The following is a 14,687-nucleotide window of genomic DNA, read 5'->3' as shown; positions in this document are numbered from 1 at the left end:
AAATATCTAAAATGGACAAGTGGAATCTATTTCAGCGGTTTCTGATTACCGAAAATGCACAAATTTCTATAGGGGATTTTGTAATTAATGCAATCATTATTCTTGTATTATCACTCATCCTGGAATTTACCTATTCGCGTTGTGCCAAAAGCTTATCGGGGAGAAAAGCATTTGGGGCGAATTTCTTTTTGATTGCATTTACAACGATGCTTATAATTTCCATCGTAAAATCTTCACTTGCTCTTTCGCTGGGATTGGTAGGTGCGTTATCCATTGTTCGTTTTCGTTCGGCCATAAAAGAGCCCGAAGAATTGGCTTACCTCTTTTTTACCATTGCCATTGGTTTGGGAATGGGGGCCAACCAACGAATTGTTACGGTAGTTGGAGCAATTGTTTTACTGGCTATTATTTGGGTTCGATATCTGACTTCATCAAAAACTCGCAAACAAAATTTATATCTAACGGTAAGCAGTACAGGCCAAAGAAAACCCGGCCTTGAAAATATTGACTTCGTTGTACGGGATATTTTTAAAGCTTCTAAACTGGTGCGTTACGACGAAACCGCTGATTTAATTGAAGCGGCTTTCTGGATTGAAATTAAAAAGACCGACGACCTTCAGCAATTCAAAATACGGCTGAACGAAATAAACCCTGAAATTCGGATTTCGTTTGTTGACAATAATTCGTTTTAAGCGTTATGAACGGGTATACCGAATTAACAACGTACAGATACGAAAGAAAATTTATAGCAGAAGGGTATTCAGGGCCAGCAGCTGAAGCTGTTGTTAAGCGTAACAGTGCTTTTTTTGTTCCTGCTTTTGTGCCGCGCCGGGTGAATAATATTTATTTTGATACGCCGGGCCTGGATTGTTATTTTGATAATCTTTTTGGACACGGTGACCGCTGGAAAGTTCGTTTGCGGTGGTATGACAATCAGTTTGGAGAGATTGCTTCTCCAATTCTTGAGTTTAAAATAAAAAAGGGATTAACCGGAACAAAAAAATCATATCCTGTACCTTCTTTTCTTTTTGATGAACGATTTTTTGACTCCAGTACATTGAAACAACTGTTCTCCGAAGCTGGTTTGCCAGTTGAAATCTCTGAAAAACTTAAGGGCTTGCAACCGGTTTTGTTTAATTCCTATTTCAGAAACTATTTTACAACACTCAATAAAAAATTCAGAATTACATTAGATACTGAAATGGAATACTACAATCTTAGGCCAACCTGGAATCATTTGCAGCATTCCTACACAGAAAGATTAAAAACAGTGATTGAGTTAAAGTACGATCAGGAATTTGACCGGGAGGCAGAAAAAATAAGCAACCAGTTTCCTTTTCGTTTAGATAAAAATTCGAAATTTGTAGCCGGCATGAGCCATTTTAAAAATGAAATTGCCTTGTAAGAAAACAGAATGGATATTTATAAAGAGAAGAAACAGGAACTCAGAGCGTATTTTGATAAAATCGCAGCGTCAAGAATCAAATACCGGAAAAGTAGAAGTTATTATTGGGACAGTATAACCGAATATGTCAGCTTTTTTGTTCACAAAAGCGCTTCTGTTGTTGAAATTGGTTGCGGAACCGGAGAATTGCTTGGAAAAATAGACGGAAAGGAAAAAACGGGGATTGATTTCAGTGAGAAAATGATTGAAGAGGCAAAAAAACAATTTCCATCAATTGATTTTATTTGTGCGCCGGCAGAGGACATTCAACTGGAGAAAAAATTTGATGTTGTTATTTTGTCAAATTTAATTGGTTACCTGGTAGATATACAGGAAGTGTTTCAGGGACTGCATAACATTTGCCACAACGAAACCAAAATAATCGTTACTTACTATAATAGTTTTTGGGAGCCGTTTATAAAGTTTGCCGAATTTATAGGAATAAAAAAGAAAGGACCAAAGCAGAGTTGGATATCGGCTAAAGATTTGTCGAACCTTTTGTTTTTGTCGGGCTTTGAAACTTACAAACAGAATTCGTCAATGCTTTTCCCGTTTTATATCCCGCTTTTGTCGGCCTTTTTAAATAAATTTGTTTCCCGTCTTCCTTTTTTTAACTGGTTTGCCCTGAATCAATACACTTTTGCCCGCCCCATTGTGGATGTAAAACAGGAAGAAGTAAGTGACAAATATTCTACTTCCGTGCTTATTCCGGCAAGAAACGAAAGTGGGAATATTGAAAATGCCATTTTACGACTGCCCCGGTTTGGCAAGCACCTGGAAATTGTTTTTGTTGAAGGAAACTCCACCGACGATACCTGGGCGAAAATTCAGGAGATAAAGGAAAAATATAAAGAAACACACGATATTAAAATATTACAGCAGCCCGGTAAGGGAAAAGGCGATGCAGTAAGAGCAGGTTACAGTATTGCAAAAGGTGATATTTTGATGATTCTGGATGCGGATTTGACTGTCCCCCCTGAACAGTTGCCAAAGTTTTATAATGCGCTTGCACAAAACAAGGGAGGATTTATTAATGGAACCCGTCTTATTTATCCTTTGGAAAAAAATGCAATGCGTTTTCTGAATACGCTTGGTAATAAATTTTTTAGCGCTGCTTTTAGCTGGTTACTTGAGCAACCTGTAAAAGATACATTGTGTGGGACAAAGGTGATGTTTCGAAAAGATTACGAAAAGCTCGCGGCTAACCGGTCTTATTTTGGTGATTTTGACCCCTTTGGCGATTTTGATTTACTTTTTGGGGCCTTTAAACTCAATCTTAAAATAGTTGATATGCCCATAAGATACCAGGAAAGAAAGTATGGAGATACCAATATTTCAAGGTTTAAACACGGTTTGCTTCTTCTAAAAATGTGGTGGTTCGCGCTTTTAAAAATTAAATTCAAATAGTGTTGAGTTTTTTGAAATATGATATTCCATATGAATTGGATTCTCCGGAAAGAACGGTTTTTCACGGTAAAATTATTTGGGAAAAGGTTTTTCTTCGGCGGTTATACCGGGAGTGGTATGACGTATTGTTAAAACGAAAGCCGCAATTGCCAACCGGAAAGGTGATTGAAATCGGTTCGGGAGGAGGTTTTTTGAAAGAACTTGATCCTGATGTTTTGTGCGCCGACGTTCTGGATTTGCCTTCAAACGATCTTACTTTCTCTGCCCTCGACATGCCGTTTGATAACAACGAAATCAGTTCCATCTTTATGATTGATACTTTTCATCATATTCCGGATGCCGGCCGGTTTTTATCCGAAGTAAACAGGGTGCTGAAAAAAGACGGATTGCTTATAATGATAGAACCCGCCAATAGTTTGTGGGGGCGATTTATCTACAAAAATTTTCACCATGAACCTTTTGATGTTGAAGGGAACTGGACCATCCCGTCATCGGGTCCCCTGAGTGGTGCAAACGGAGCGCTGCCCTGGATTGTTTTTGAAAGGGATAGTGACGTTTTTAACTCAAAATTTCCCAACCTGAAATTACAATATTTAAATTATCACACGCCTTTCAGATATTTGCTTAGCGGAGGTGTTTCCTTCAAATCGCTGGTGCCTGGATTTTCTTATGGTTTTTTTAAACTTATGGATAAATGCCTCTCCGGAATTTCAAAACAAATGTCAATGTTTGTCACCATAGTAATCAGGAAAGTTTAATTTGGGTGTTTAGCCGTTAATCCTAAAAATTATTACTTTACGGTTTGATTTGTATAAATCTCACCCCAGGCATGTTTTAGCCGGAATTCCTTTACCATTTTATTTTCAGATTTTATGGAATCCAGTTGAGATTCGGCTCCATAAGATGTACATTCATTTATAAAAATGCCGGCGTCCTTAAACTTATCAAGATTCACTACATTTGAAAAGCCCTTCCCGTTGGATACATAACCAAGATGTGGGTTCCTCAAACAAAAAATAAGGTTAAAACTGGCTGCAATCGGTTCATCTTGCCAGGCCTGCTCCTCGCAGTATTTTACCATTTCCTGGTGTACTTTTACTACCTGAACATATCCCAAATCACTGTCGGCACTCGACTTTTTTGTAAAAGTATAAAAGAGGGGAACAGCTATAATTAAGGCAAGTATTGAGCCATTTACAATCATTTTTTTGAACCTCACCTGCTCCAGTAAAACACCGGCTATAATCACAAAAAGAGCCAGTAGTACCAGCATATACCGCTGTGTGTAAAAATTAAGTGCTGAGAAAAGAAGAAAAATAACAGTTTGAAAAACCAGAAGGCCCAGTAAATTTTTGTTTTTCAGTTTTTTCTTTTTGAGCAAGAGATAAACAAGCGCCACCACTACCGCCAGCAAAATAATATTTCTTCCGTAACGTGTGAAAATAATCCCGGTGGCAATTTTTAACTTATTCATAATGGAAGCAAAACTTAACTGAATATAACCTGTGTGTTCCTGGAAAAAGAAAGAACCAAATTCTTTTTTGTGAAGAATAAGGAAGCTGCCATATACAAGAATTGGCAGCAGAATAAGAAGACTTTCAAGAATATATTTTCGTGACTCTTTTCCGGGTTTCAGGTAAACAGCCAGGTGGTAAAGTAAAAATCCACCAACAAAAACGATGCTGGTTTCTTTGGTTAAAACCATTATTGATGACCAAATTGCAAATGCCAGATATTTTTGATTTAAATAGGAATTGATAGCAAGCAAAAGTAGCAGTGTAATTAACATTTCAGGAAGAAGCATGGTTACCTGCGCCAAAAACAGCGACTGCACACTAAATAACAATACGGCAATATTTGCAGCCCACAGGTTGGTATGTTTTTTTACCACGAAAAAAAGAGCTGTTAAAGTAGCCAGTGAAATAAGGAAAGGTAAAACGTGTACCCCAAAAACAGAAGTTCCAACCAATTGCATCCACGACGACGATAAAAAGAAAAAAAACAGCGGATGTCCCTTTGCATCCCATAAGGGCAAAGCTCCCGGAAGTAGCCCCGGACCGGTTTCGTACATTTTGTAAACAGCAGGAAAATATGACCAGGCTTCGTCCCAAAAGTAGGGCAGGCTTAAATGCGGGAATTTTACTATCGCTACAAAAAGCAAAGGGATGGTGAACAACCAGTTTTCTATTTTTTTGATTTTGTTTTTCACTTTGCTGCTGTGTCAAAGTCCTGCTTATCTGAGATTTTTCGAATGGTCAAATCATCAAAATACGCTTGTTTTTTATCTTTATTCCAAATATAAACCTTTAATGTTTTATTTTCCATTTCCGGTGTTACCCGGAATTCCAGCCGCAAAAATTCCCACCCGTTTTCATCGGTAGTAAGATAATCATTTTGGGCGTCGTAAAAAAGATTAGGCTCAACAGAGCCAACCACCAAACGGGCACTGTTGTTATCGGTTTTTCGCCAGATAGTCACTTCATAAGGCTCCCCGTTCTTTAAACCATCAAGAAAATATTCTATGGCAAATTCTGTATGCGAATCCACTTTAACTGCGTGTTTTCCCGACTTAAATACTTCTTCCGTGCGGGTGGAGGCGTTGCCAAAAGGTTTCCCGTTTGTCCCCAGAAAAAGACGGCCATCTTTTGTTGTAGTCTCAAAATCGCAGGAATCAACAACTTCTGTATCTTTTACAGATGCGGTATTTAAAAGTCTTAATGTATCGAGTTCATAAACTACCTGAACGCGCCCTTTATAAATTTCGTTTAACGGTATTCCTTTGTTTTCCAACTCATTTAATGCATTTTTATCTTTTGGCCCGCCTACCAGAAGGATTTTGTTTCCATTGAATTCAACGATATCCTCCAAAGAAACCTTTGCATTCCAGTTTTGAAACATTCCGTGGTTATGATTGTAGAGATAAGTGTTGGGATACAAATTTTTTAAATAAGGTAACAACCTGTTTTTTGAATAGACATCGCCAAATTTCAACGCAGAATATTTGTTAAGAGAATTAGGATAATAGTAAATTTTTGTATACTCCGCGTAATTTCTTTCCAGCATCAGTTCCGTTGAATCCAGCTCTTCGTTGGTAATTTTATATCCGTAGTCGGCATATTTGAGTTTTTGAGGTTGCGTAAAAGCCAGAAAAGCAGCTAAGCCAATAACAATAGCAGGCAAAACAATTTTATGCGATTTTAGTAAAATTTTCAGGATAAAAAAGATGGTGATTCCGGTTAAAAGAAGTTCAGGTATAAGATAATGGTCGGGATGAACGATATAATGCTTTGAGACAACCAAAACTCCCATAATATTCGCAGCAATCAAACCTGCCAGTATTTTTAAATCCCATGTGTTTGATCTTTCATTTTTTTTGTGAATTTTCAGAAAAAAACACAGCGCCACGGTCAAAATCCCCAGTCCTGTTACAATACCAAATACCGGATTATTTTTCAGAAGTTCGAGCATGTTTGGTAAATACGTGGAAATATCGATAAATCCTTTTTCCCCCTGTCCGTATTTCCCGGTATGATTTGTTAAATCGCGAAACCAGTAATACATGTGTTTGTACTCAGGAATGGCAGGAATGGTAAAAAGTACAAAAGAAATAATAACACCAGCTATGAAAATCAGTTTCCTCTTCGTGGACGGAATAATTATCAACGGGAGGGCGATTAGAGGGAGAAAGGTTGCCTTGGTTGCCAATCCCGCTCCAATTATCAGCGAAAATACAATCACATATTGGAACTTATTTTTATTTTCTGAAAAATAGAAATAGAGAATTGTAATAACATAAATACAGGTGATAAAAAACAAAACCGGTTCAGGTTCCACTTTTGTCCAAATATGATCAAGTGTGTTCGCACTTAAAAAGCCGGTAATTTGAAAAAGAAGTGCAGTCCAGACAGAATTTGTTTTTTTCAAAACAAAAAAGCCAAGAAACAGTAGAATCAAAAAATTCATCACAACCAAAACATGTTGGATGGCATCCATAAAAAGCAGTGGCTCTTTTAATACATGTGTAACAATTTTTTCGTCGGTTGAATTTGAAAACCAGTTTTTCACCGCAATGCTAACAGCTCCTATTTGCATAACGGTTGTCCCCGGATGATCGTGATAGCCTACACTTTCCCCATTCGCAATTGCGACAGAATTTGCGAGATAAACATAGTTGGGATCATTCCCATATTTTGCGATATGTATGCTTAGCCCTCCCCACAAAAACAGTATGGGAAGAACAAGTAAACTATATCGCCAATACTTGTTTGAGAACATAGCTGTTACCGGGCTTGGAAAATTTTATTTTTTGCTACTCCCCACTTTTGTAGCCGATACTGGAGCGAAGTCTTCAAAACACCGATCCCGTAAACGCTGCTGTTTTTAAAGTTGATGCTCGAAGCATCATCGAAATACTTGGTGGGGCAGGTGATTTCGGAGATTTCGTAACCAGCATACCAAATTTGAGCCAGCATCTGGTTGTCAAACACAAAATTATCAGAGTTGGCATTGTAGTTTACACTCTCGAGTACTTCACGTGTAAAAGCACGGTAACCGGTGTGGTATTCCGAAAGTTTAGCGTTCATCAAAATATTCTGGAAAAGCGTAAGTCCGCGGTTGGCAATCCATTTTACAAGCGGCATGCCTCCTTTTAAGGCACCTTTTCCCAGAATTCGGGAGCCTAAAACCACATGGTATAATCCGCTGGCCAGCAGATGTGTCATTGCTGGAATCAGTTTCGGAGTATATTGATAATCAGGATGGAGCATAATCACGATATCGGCACCCAGTTCAAGTGCTTTGTTGTAACACGATTTCTGGTTGCCACCGTATCCTTTGTTTTGTTCATGAACAACAATATGTTTAATCCCCAGCTTTTTGCCTACTTCAACCGTATCATCCTTGCTTAAATCGTCAACAAGAATGACGTCATCAACAATTGAAAAATCAATTTCGTTGTATGTGATTTTTAGTGTTTTAGAAGCATTGTATGCCGGAAGAACAACAATTACCTTTTTCCCGTTAACCATCTGTTCTGAATTTAGGGGGGTAAAAATAGCAAGAAAATAAAAGGTATAAGCATTATTTTTCCTGAAAAAGGAAAAGAAAAAGTTGTTCCAAAATGCTTACTCATTCTTCTGAACCGGATTCAGGATCTTAATTTTTTAAATTGTATTTCCAATTTTGGATTTTGAAATAAATTAAGATCCAAACTTTCCTGAATTCTGAAACAACTTTTTAAATTTATTCTGAGTCGTCCCCTGATTCTAATTTACTTTCATATTTTTTTACAACCAGTTTTACGATTTGGTAGGATATGATGATTAAGACTGGCCAGCTTAACATCCATAATATGGCTTCTGTATGCATAGTTTTTCAGATTTCAATGTTCAAATTTCAAACGATATTAATGCTCAATCTTTTTAAGATTTGGTATTTGTACTAGTAAGCGTGCGATTCTTTGTTCATCTCTTCTTCGGAAATTTTCTTCCGGTTCATAATTCTCCAGAAATAGACGATGTAAGCCAAAACAAACGGAATTAAAAGTGAAACATAACTCATGGTTGTTAGCGTAAATTTGCTGGATGAAGCATTTTGAATCGTAAGAGAAGATTGTAAATCATAAATCGACGGATAAAATGAAGTATTGTTCAATCCGGCAATTAAAAACAGCGCAAATACAGTGAGAACAGTTCCTGTGCCGGCAAACCAAAAACCTTTTTCACTTTTCATAAACAGCGTGGATATGATTCCCCAAAGTACGCCAACAACTCCAAGCAACAGAATTATCGTATTGAATGGCATTTGCAAAACGTTGTGCAGGTATTTGTATTTTTCCATAAACACTTCGCCTGTGTTGGGATTAACAGCAAATCCTTCTTTTAAAAGAAGCCAAATCAGAAAATAAAGAAAGAATACGAGGAAGGGAACCGTATTGTATAGTAACTGCTTTTTTGCGCGTGTTACTATAGTTTCGTGGTCGACAGTAAAAATAAAGTACAATGCTCCCAATACACGCGAAAGGAAAAATACCGAAAGGCCAAGTGCTACGTTATGAAAAGTAAGGACAGCTTCCAAGCCACGGAATGGGGTTTGCCAATCCACCTGGTTCATGTCGTTTAGCGAAAACATCGCTCCGTTAAAAAATGTGCCTACCGCTGTTCCAATGAGAATAGTTCCGAGTAATCCGTTTAAAACCAGAAAAATTTCAAAAGTTTTGGACCCAAGTAAATTTGCCGGTTTTTTTCGGTATTCATATGCTACTGCCTGGATTACAAACGCCGCCAGAATCGCCAGCCAAACCCAGTAAGCACCGCCAAAACTCGTGGAGTAGAAAAGAGGGAATGAGGCAAAAAATGCGCCTCCGAACGTTACCAGCGTAGTAAATGTAAATTCCCATTTTCTTCCCAAAGTATTTAAGATAATCGTTTTTTCTCCTTCTGTTTTTCCAACGGAATAAAGAAGAGTCTGACCACCCTGAACAAAGGTGAGGAAAACAAAAAGTGCCCCGAGTACAGAAACCAGTACCCACCAATATTGTTGTAATCCTAAATGTGATATATTTTCAAACATGATTTTTCCTCCTATTAATGTTTTGGTCCAATTTTAATCTGACGGAACATAATTTTCAGCTCAGCAATCAGCAGAACAGTAAAGAGAACAGCAAATAACCAGAATGTTGTTTGAACTGAGCCCGCACTAATTCTGGTAACTGCGGCCATTGTTGGCATCAAATCCTGTACTACCCATGGTTGACGTCCTACTTCGGCAACAATCCAGCCTGCCTGTCCGGCAATGTATGCAAGCGGTATGGCAATAATGGCCAGTCGCATAAACCACCGTTTTTTGTCGAATGTTCCCTTTACGATATAAAAGAGCGACAGAACAAACAGAAGTATAAAAAAGAACCCGAGTAATACCATTACATGAAAACTGTAGAACGTTAGCGGAACATTGGGAACTAAATCCTGCGGGTCGTCAAAATAGCCATAGCCAAAGTATTTAAAATAGTCTTCCTGAAAACCGGCGCTGGTTAATTCCGTTTTTAGAGCGTTGGCCAACTGTCCATTTCCGGCTTTTTTTGCATTTTTAAATTCGCCAAGCTTTTGAATGGCAACTTTACCGCGTTCAATCTTTTCGGTTGCCGGCATGTAACCATATTTTTCATTTCCGTTTATCAGGTCGTTTATTCCCGGTACAAAGGCATTCCAGTCGAGAAAGGCCATGTAAGAAAGAAAATTTGGGATTTCAAGTTTCATACTGAAGTCCTTTAGGTTTTCATTTTGCGGATCCGTTTCCGACTCGGTAAAAACGCCAATTGCAACCAGGCCGGCTCCTTCGCTTCCATTGTACAATCCTTCAAGAGCGGCAAATTTCATATTCTGGTCGTTGGCAATGGTTCTCGTGGAATTGTCTCCGGTCATAACCAGGTATACCGACGAAATTAATCCAAAAACAGCTGCAACGAGGATGCTCTTTTTGGCAAGCATAATTTCTCTCTTTTTTAAGAGATACCATGCTGAGATGCCAATCACAAAAACTGAGGCAAGCACAAACCCGGATGAAGTAGCATGTAACCACTTGTCTACAGCGGTTTGAGAAAAGAGTACCTCCCAGAAATTATTCATCTCATTACGCGCAGTTTCAGGGTTAAAAATCATTCCCACCGGTTTTTGCATCCAGCCGTTGGCAACCAGAATCCAGAGTGCAGAAAGGTTGGCGCCGATTGCGGTGAGCCAGGTAGCCAGCAAGTGAGTTTTTTTACTCACTTTATTCCACCCAAAAAACATGATGGCAATAAAGGTTGATTCCATAAAAAACGCCAGAATTCCTTCAATTGCCAGCGGTGCTCCAAAAATGTCTCCAACAAACCAGGAGTAGTTCGACCAGTTGGTTCCAAATTCAAATTCAAGAATAATTCCGGTAGCAACCCCAATGGCAAAGTTTATTCCAAACAGAGTCATCCAAAACTTGGTAATTTTTTTCCACTCCTCCTTTCCGGTTTTAACATAAAGCGTTTCCATAAACGCAATAATGAAAGTAATACCAAGGGTTAGCGGAACAAAAATCCAGTGATACATGGCCGTGAGCGCAAATTGTGCCCTCGACCAGTCAACTAAAGATACATCAGCAATTTCAATCATTATTTTTTCATTTTGATTTAGTCAAAACATCAAGTACATGTTCACTTCTTTCTTTGTCGGTTTCAAAGTTTGATTTCAGAAAATCAGGGAAAAAGAAAATTCGAAGGATTACAAACATGATAAACAGTTTAATCAGGATAATTAGCCAAACTTGTCGCCCCCAATTACTCATGTTTTTAAATCCACTGATATAAAACTTCCAAATCCTTAAAAGAATATTTTGCCTGTTCATGCTTAATTCCCTTTAAAAATACCTTATTTGAAGCACACGATGGTTTTTTTACTATGTATTTTTTAACATATGTTTGATAGAAAAGTTCTTAGAATTATTCTAAATTAGGTATTAATATTGAGATTAAAAAAGGACAAAAATGTGTTTTTATTGCAAATTAAACCAATTCTTTTGTGGGAATGTATTTTATGTTTTAAATGAAAAAGGTATTTGTTGTATTAAGTTTTTGACAGGTAGTTTTTTAACTGCTTTTTTGTGTCGGGGAAAAGCTGAAATATTGGAACGAATGTTTTTTACAATTTTACCCGGCCGGCCAAACGGGTGGCAAATGTTGCAAAAGCAACTACTGAAACCGAACTGATGGGCATAAGAATAGCAGCCACGATAGGAGATAAGTTTCCGGTGATGGCAAAAGCAATTCCAATAATGTTGTAGAAAAAAGAAATGGTAAAACTAAGTTTAACAATGTTGAGTGAAGTTTTCGTAAAACTGATAAATTTTGCCAGGCGTTGGAATTGGCCGGCTTCCATAACGGCATCGCTGGCAGGAGCAAAATGGTACACTTTGTCGGCAACAGTAAGCGCAACATCGCTTTGCATTAGTGCCCCCGCATCGTTTAATCCGTCGCCGGTCATTAATATCGTTTCACCTTGTTGCTGCAATTGCTGAATAAGTTCTGCTTTGTCTCCCGGTTTTTGATTAAAATGCATTTTATCTCCCTCGAAATATTCTGAAAGATTTTGGGCTTCTGCATTGTTATCGCCCGATATAAGAAACAACTTAAATTGTTTTTGTAACGATTTTAATACGGAATCGATTCCATTCCTGTAAAGATTACTTATTGTAAAATACCCTGCAATTTTGTTGTTTATTGAAACATAAACCATTGATGATTCAACCTTTTCTGCCGGAGCCCGGCTACTTACATATTCTTCCGAACCGATCTTTATTTCCAGTTTGTTTACCTTTCCAAAAATTCCCCGACCGGCAACTTCAACAAAATGTTCCGGTTTTATGTATTCGGCGTGTTCAAGCGAGTTTGCAACTGCATTACTCAGCGGGTGAGTCGATTGTTTTGCAAGCGAGAAGACCGCATCCGTTTCAGATTTTGAAAGTTTGCTCCCTGTAAATTCAGTTTTATTTTTATTTGGCTGAGTAAGTGTTCCGGTTTTATCAAAAACAATGGCTGTAATGTGAGATAGTTTTTCAATTACATCCGTGTTTTTTATATAGAAGCCCGATTTGCCAAAAATGCGCATCGTATTTCCAAAAGTAAAGGGAATAGATAATGCCAGAGCACAAGGGCACGCCACAATTAAAACGGCAGTAAATACAAAAATAGCAGTATGTGTTTCACCCTTGAACATCCAATAGGCAAATCCGCTTATAGCGATGGTAATAACAATAAGTGTAAAGTACCGGCTGATTTTATCGGAGAGTGATTTTAACGAATCTGAAGGTTTTTCAACGGTTTTGTCCTGATTCCACAGTTTGGTAAGGTGGCTTTGGTTCACCTCTTTTTTTACTTTTACTTTTATGATTCCGCCCATTTGTCTTCCGCCGGCATAAATAAAGTCACCCGACTTTTTCACCACCGGGCTCGATTCGCCGGTTACAAAGCTGTAGTCGATTTGTCCTTCGCCATCTGTCAGTTCTGAGTCAGCAGGAATCAACTCTTTGTTACGGATAATCAACTCATCGCCAACTTCTATTTTTTCGAGCAGAATACTTTCTTCAATTTGTTTATTGATTTTTGTGACGGCAATAGGGAAGTATGATTTGTAGTTTCGTTCAAACGATAGTGCTTGATAAGTTTTTCCCTGGTACCATTTTCCTACCAAAAGAAAAAAGATAAGTCCTGAAAGGCTGTCGCAATACCCGGGACCGCCGGTGAAAAAGACTTCGTAACTGGTTACAAGAAAAAGGACAATTATTCCCAATGCGATGGGCAGATCGATACTGATGTTTTTTTTCAATAGGTTTTTGAACGCGGAAATGTAATAATCGCTGCCACTGTAAAAAGCTACAGGAATTACAAGAATATAGCTTAAAATATTAAAGAGATGCTGTAGCTTGTCACTTAGCGGCTCTCCGTTAAAATAAGCCGGCAAACTATAGGTCATCACGTTAATAAAAACAAAGCCGGCCAGGCCTATTTTATACAGCAGTTTTTTATAGGAATGTTTTTCCTGATTTTTCTCAGAAGGATTTTGCGAAAGGTCAGGAATGTAGTGAATGGAACTTAACAATTCCACTACCTGACGTAATGAAATCACGGATTCGTCAAAAGTAACATCTACTTCCTTGCGGGTGAAATTTACAAAGGAATATTTGATTCCTTTGTGCAGGGTTTTTAGGTTTTCCAAAAGCCAGATGCATGAGGCACAATGAATAACAGGAATAAAGAATTTTACTTTTGAAATTCCGCTTTCAGAAAATGAAATGAGTTTTTGCTTTACCTCTTCATTATCCAAAAATGCATATTTATTCCCAAATTCGGTGGTCTCAACTTTTATACCCGGGCTTTCTTCAAGCTGATAGTAATTATAAAGTTTGTTTTCGTTCAGTAACTGGTAAACCGTTTTACAACCGTTGCAACAAAATTTTTTGTCGTTCCAGGTTACCGGAGTTTTCCCGCAGTCGGCTCCGCAGTGTATACAGTTATTGTTTGTTTCTGGATTCATTTTATTGAACAGCACTCCGGTTTGGAATCCCAATGCAGGTTTGCTGAATTTTTTTCAAGGCTTTTTTCAAATTTTTGTTCTATTTTTTGTTTGGGCGGACTTAAATACGGAATTCCCAGACTCAGCCCACGCAGGATAAAAAGCAGTCCAACCACCACCACCAAAACCGGAATAAGTCGATTGATTCTTTTTCGAACAGTCAGGCTCATTACATTACCGGCCAGAGAAATTGCCAGCAACATGGGAATTGTGCCCAGCCCGAAAAGAATCATGTACAATGAACCTTCGCCTACATTTCCTACTCCGATGGCTCCTGCAATAGCCATATAAACCAAGCCGCAGGGAAGCAGGCCGTTTAACAATCCAATAAAAAACAGGCTTGAAAACGAGCGGATAGTAAATAGCTGACCAATGGATTTTTTAAGTTTTCCAACAACTGAAAACCAACTTTTATCGAGAGAATACTGATTACGAAATAAGGCCGGGAAAAGTACTGAGACTATCATTACTCCACCCATCAGTACCGATACTTTTTGCTGAAAGCCAATCATTTGAATTCCCTGGCCAAGCAGGCCAAAAACAGCACCCATAATTCCGTAAGTGAGTGTTCTTCCGATATTATACAAGGCCCCGCCAAATATTTTTTGAGAAACGGTGTTTCCGTGCAGCGGAAGAGCTATTGCAATCGGGCCACACATTCCGGCACAGTGGAAGCTTCCCATTAAGCCAAGTAAAAAAGCTGAAAGTAAAATTGTCATTTGTTCTGAATTGCTAAAAAA

At 38.3% G+C, this 14,687-nt stretch carries 12 protein-coding genes; 4 read left to right on the top strand and 8 right to left on the bottom strand.

Annotation, left to right across the window (positions count from 1 at the left end; genetic code table 11):
• Positions 1-11: 11 nt before the first annotated feature.
• From K5G00_RS04285 to K5G00_RS04270, 4 genes are read left to right on the top strand one after another with little or no spacing between them, the layout of a single operon-like run.
• Complete coding sequence (locus tag K5G00_RS04285; protein ID WP_238764526.1) at positions 12-692, top strand: DUF4956 domain-containing protein; 681 nt, start codon at positions 12-14, stop codon at positions 690-692.
• Positions 693-697: 5 nt separating this feature from the next.
• Positions 698-1,405 (top strand): VTC domain-containing protein, encoded by a 708-nt coding sequence (locus K5G00_RS04280; RefSeq protein WP_238764525.1) that lies wholly within the window; start codon positions 698-700, stop codon positions 1,403-1,405.
• A gap of 9 nt (positions 1,406-1,414) precedes the next feature.
• Entirely contained in the window at positions 1,415-2,851 is a 1,437-nt protein-coding gene (locus K5G00_RS04275; RefSeq protein ID WP_238764524.1) for a glycosyltransferase, read from the top strand.
• Between the two features lie 2 nt (positions 2,852-2,853).
• On the top strand, positions 2,854-3,609 hold the full coding sequence (locus K5G00_RS04270; RefSeq protein ID WP_238764523.1) for a class I SAM-dependent methyltransferase: 756 nt from the start codon (positions 2,854-2,856) through the stop codon (positions 3,607-3,609).
• A gap of 32 nt (positions 3,610-3,641) precedes the next feature.
• On the opposite strand, the gene K5G00_RS04265 is transcribed toward K5G00_RS04270, so the two are convergent.
• From K5G00_RS04265 to K5G00_RS04230, 8 genes are all read right to left on the bottom strand, one after another.
• A complete protein-coding gene (locus tag K5G00_RS04265) occupies positions 3,642-5,060 on the bottom strand; it encodes an ArnT family glycosyltransferase (protein WP_238764522.1) in 1,419 nt (472 codons plus the stop codon).
• Positions 5,057-7,126 carry an LTA synthase family protein gene (locus tag K5G00_RS04260; protein WP_238764521.1) on the bottom strand — a complete coding sequence of 690 codons (2,070 nt, stop codon included), beginning with the start codon at positions 7,124-7,126 and terminating at the stop codon, positions 5,057-5,059. The genes K5G00_RS04265 and K5G00_RS04260 overlap by 4 nt, the downstream gene beginning before the upstream one ends.
• Before the next feature lie 5 nt (positions 7,127-7,131).
• Positions 7,132-7,878, bottom strand: coding sequence for a glycosyltransferase family 2 protein (locus K5G00_RS04255; RefSeq protein WP_238764520.1), 747 nt, complete (start codon positions 7,876-7,878; stop codon positions 7,132-7,134).
• 412 nt (positions 7,879-8,290) lie between these two features.
• Positions 8,291-9,421: a cytochrome d ubiquinol oxidase subunit II gene (gene cydB / locus K5G00_RS04250; protein ID WP_238764518.1), complete on the bottom strand. Its 1,131-nt coding sequence runs from the start codon at positions 9,419-9,421 to the stop codon at positions 8,291-8,293.
• A 14-nt stretch (positions 9,422-9,435) separates the two neighbouring features.
• Positions 9,436-10,992 (bottom strand): cytochrome ubiquinol oxidase subunit I, encoded by a 1,557-nt coding sequence (locus tag K5G00_RS04245; RefSeq protein WP_238764516.1) that lies wholly within the window; start codon positions 10,990-10,992, stop codon positions 9,436-9,438.
• Positions 10,993-10,999: 7 nt separating this feature from the next.
• On the bottom strand, positions 11,000-11,224 hold the full coding sequence (locus K5G00_RS04240; protein ID WP_238764514.1) for a DUF4492 domain-containing protein: 225 nt from the start codon (positions 11,222-11,224) through the stop codon (positions 11,000-11,002).
• Positions 11,225-11,517: 293 nt separating this feature from the next.
• Complete coding sequence (locus K5G00_RS04235; protein ID WP_238764511.1) at positions 11,518-13,908, bottom strand: heavy metal translocating P-type ATPase; 2,391 nt, start codon at positions 13,906-13,908, stop codon at positions 11,518-11,520.
• Complete coding sequence (locus K5G00_RS04230; RefSeq protein WP_238764509.1) at positions 13,905-14,666, bottom strand: sulfite exporter TauE/SafE family protein; 762 nt, start codon at positions 14,664-14,666, stop codon at positions 13,905-13,907. The genes K5G00_RS04235 and K5G00_RS04230 overlap by 4 nt, the downstream gene beginning before the upstream one ends.
• Positions 14,667-14,687 lie beyond the last annotated feature (21 nt).

The organism is Maribellus maritimus (assembly GCF_022267315.1).
Taxonomy (GTDB): Bacteria; Bacteroidota; Bacteroidia; order Bacteroidales; family Prolixibacteraceae; genus Draconibacterium; species Draconibacterium maritimum.
Note: the sequence above shows the minus strand (reverse complement) of the source record. Positions and strands in the feature narration are given on the sequence as shown.

Coding starts and splice junctions, on each gene's coding strand:
- K5G00_RS04255 (WP_238764520.1), bottom strand. CDS start 7,878: ATGGTTAACGGGAAAAAGGTAATTGTTGTTCTTCCGGCATACAATGCT.
- cydB (WP_238764518.1), bottom strand. CDS start 9,421: ATGTTTGAAAATATATCACATTTAGGATTACAACAATATTGGTGGGTA.
- K5G00_RS04275 (WP_238764524.1), top strand. CDS start 1,415: ATGGATATTTATAAAGAGAAGAAACAGGAACTCAGAGCGTATTTTGAT.
- K5G00_RS04230 (WP_238764509.1), bottom strand. CDS start 14,666: ATGACAATTTTACTTTCAGCTTTTTTACTTGGCTTAATGGGAAGCTTC.
- K5G00_RS04240 (WP_238764514.1), bottom strand. CDS start 11,224: ATGAACAGGCAAAATATTCTTTTAAGGATTTGGAAGTTTTATATCAGT.
- K5G00_RS04245 (WP_238764516.1), bottom strand. CDS start 10,992: ATGATTGAAATTGCTGATGTATCTTTAGTTGACTGGTCGAGGGCACAA.
- K5G00_RS04285 (WP_238764526.1), top strand. CDS start 12: ATGGACAAGTGGAATCTATTTCAGCGGTTTCTGATTACCGAAAATGCA.
- K5G00_RS04280 (WP_238764525.1), top strand. CDS start 698: ATGAACGGGTATACCGAATTAACAACGTACAGATACGAAAGAAAATTT.
- K5G00_RS04260 (WP_238764521.1), bottom strand. CDS start 7,126: ATGTTCTCAAACAAGTATTGGCGATATAGTTTACTTGTTCTTCCCATA.
- K5G00_RS04235 (WP_238764511.1), bottom strand. CDS start 13,908: ATGAATCCAGAAACAAACAATAACTGTATACACTGCGGAGCCGACTGC.